At 38.1% G+C, this 2,560-nt stretch carries 2 protein-coding genes; both read right to left on the bottom strand.

Annotated features, from left to right (window positions below; all coding sequences use genetic code 11):
- Positions 1-276: 276 nt before the first annotated feature.
- On the bottom strand, positions 277-1,452 hold the full coding sequence (locus DWY37_RS15595; RefSeq protein WP_330419840.1) for an IS91 family transposase: 1,176 nt from the start codon (positions 1,450-1,452) through the stop codon (positions 277-279).
- Between the two features lie 2 nt (positions 1,453-1,454).
- A complete protein-coding gene (locus DWY37_RS15600; RefSeq protein WP_015515804.1) occupies positions 1,455-2,297 on the bottom strand; it encodes a tyrosine-type recombinase/integrase in 843 nt (280 codons plus the stop codon).
- Positions 2,298-2,560: the final 263 nt, after the last annotated feature.

Consider the following 2,560-nt stretch of genomic DNA (forward strand, 5'->3'; position numbering starts at 1 on the left):
AAACTGTTAAGGAAACAATCGGAGTTGGTGTAAACGAAAAAGCAGCCTTGAGTTCTGATAAAAACTGCCCTTTCGTTTACATCAATTTCGATTTTACCTTGGTGAACAAAGTCGCGTCCCTTTAGCCGATAGCTATGGGGATTCAATCGTTGCTCTTTTCCTTAAGTTTATCATACCGGATGTTTTGGTAAAAGTTTTTTTATTCAAGAAATCAATTTCAGGCATGACAAACAAACCTCCTATGAGGAAGTCATTTATTCTATGCAATTGTAGATCTTAACATCTCATATGTGCACGAAAAGAAGAACTGTATTTATCTTTGCGGGGTGATACCATATTCCCTCCACAAGAAGAACATTTGCATACATCGATGTGATATAAAACCCTTATCATTTCTACTGCATTTAGATTTTTTAATGTAGAAATGTATTTCTTACATCCAAGCAGGTTTCTGCAATGAGTTATCTTTTTTCTCTTGTTTCTACATGATAGCAGACCATAGTGCCGGATTCTGACAAATCGTTTGGGAGGAACATGCATCATGAATCGACGGATGAATTCTTCTCCTGAAATTGTTTTCTCTTTCCAGCAGCCTTCGTTTTTATAGTCTTTTACTACATATGTAACTGTCGTATCTGTCATGGATTTGATTCGATGATTACTGATTGCTATCCTGTGGGTATATTTTCCAAGATAATTGATAACCGACTGTGCACCATTGAAAGTTTCTTTACAGTAAGTGACCCAGTTCTTTTCATAACACTTATCAAGAAGTTCTTTAAAACGATAGCTGTTCTGATATTTCTCTGCTGTACCATGAAATTTAAGCTTAGAATCATTCCACAGGCTTTTTAACTCATCCAGATATTTTCCACGGAACACTTTCGAGATAACACCATATGGGAGAAAAAATTTTCCACCTGTTTCTTTCCATTTATTTTCATCATCAAGCCCACCTCCAAGAACAATGGTATGAATATGAGGATGATAATTCATTGCAGAACCCCAGGTATGAAGAATGCAGATATACCCTATATTAGCTCCCAGGTACTTTGCGTCTTTTGCCAATTCATTCAAGGTTGCTGAGGCAGCACGATACAGTGCATCATACAACAGCTTCTGGTTGCTGTAAATGATGGAATTCAATTCCTCAGGAACTGTGAATACTACATGATAATAGGGTGCATCAAGTACGTTCTCTTTTTGTGCATCAATCCATTTCTCTTTCGGAAACTCCTGGCACATGGGACAGCATCTGCTTCTGCAGGAGTTATTATGAATGCTGATACATCCGCAGTCCTCACAAACACTGATGTTTACACCAAAAGCGCCTGTTTTACAGTTCATGATATGATAAGCTGTTTTTCTATGATGAGCAGGAGGGCTATTCCTCTTTTCATAAGAAGGATAAAACCGTTCAAATACATCTTGTATCGTACATGATTTCTCCATAATCATTCACCGCCCATCTCATCAAATGGACTCCTGATTCCAAGCAGAGTTTTATTGCTTACATGCAGATAAACCTCTGTTGATTTTGGATCACGATGTCCCAGAAGCGCTTGAATATATTTTACATCACAGCCGGATTCAAACAGATGACTTGCAAAGCTGTGACGTAAACAATGCGTGGAGACGTGTTTCTGAATGCCTGCTCTTTTGGCACTTTCACGAAAAAACTGAATGACACTATCTTTTGTAAGATAATCCCCTGTCCATGAACTTGGGAACAAAATCCCTCTTGGTCTGCCACATTGAAACCAGTATTCTGTCAATATTTCGAGCGTCCGGTCTGCAAGCAAAGTATAACGATCAGAGCGACTTTTCCCATCACGGATGTGTATGGTTTTTTTCGTGCGTGAAATATCATCATAATGAAGATGTGTGACTTCTGAAACACGAAGTCCGCCTGAATACATAGTAGCAATCATAGCTTTGTGCTTCAGATTTGGCGTAGCATCAAGAATAGCTGATATTTCTGTTTTTGTAAGCACCGTTGGTAACTTTCTGTCCCTTTTCATACGAGGTATGTCATCATCATCCCAATTCTTCTTCAATATTTTTTTGTAAAAGAAGCGGATTCCTGAATGGTAGTGATTGTATGTTTCTGGTGAAATCCCGGAAAGTTTCTTTTCAGTTAGGAATATATCAACATCGTCAGTTGTTAATGCATCTATATCCTTGGCTGTGTGGTTCAAAAAATGAGCAACACTGGTACAGTATGCATGAATCGTGGAATCCTTGAGATTCCGTTTATTCGCAGCAGATTGAATCTGATTAAAAATTTCTTCGTACATAATAAAATCCTCCATGTAAAATCAGTAGTTAATGAAAAACCCTGCTTACATGGAGGTGCATTAGCATAATAAAACCGCTTGTCAGAAAAGCGGTCAAATGGTATTCTTTTCATAGGCAGTGGTGTCTTTCTTTATTGAATTGTTTTGTGTGGTAACTTTACAATATCAAATACTGGTAAGAATTGCCATTGCCTATTTTATTATTGAGAAAAAGAAAGCTGCGCCACAGCCTTGGCAGGCCATCGCGCAGCGATTTTGTTCAA

It is taken from the genome of Roseburia sp. AF25-13LB (assembly GCF_003478915.1).
Classification (GTDB): Bacteria; Bacillota; Clostridia; order Lachnospirales; family Lachnospiraceae; genus Roseburia_C; species Roseburia_C amylophila.

Excerpts from the sequence above, each read along its gene's own strand:
- DWY37_RS15595 (WP_330419840.1), bottom strand. The coding sequence starts at position 1,452 with ATGGAGAAATCATGTACGATACAAGATGTATTTGAACGGTTTTATCCT.
- DWY37_RS15600 (WP_015515804.1), bottom strand. The coding sequence starts at position 2,297 with ATGTACGAAGAAATTTTTAATCAGATTCAATCTGCTGCGAATAAACGG.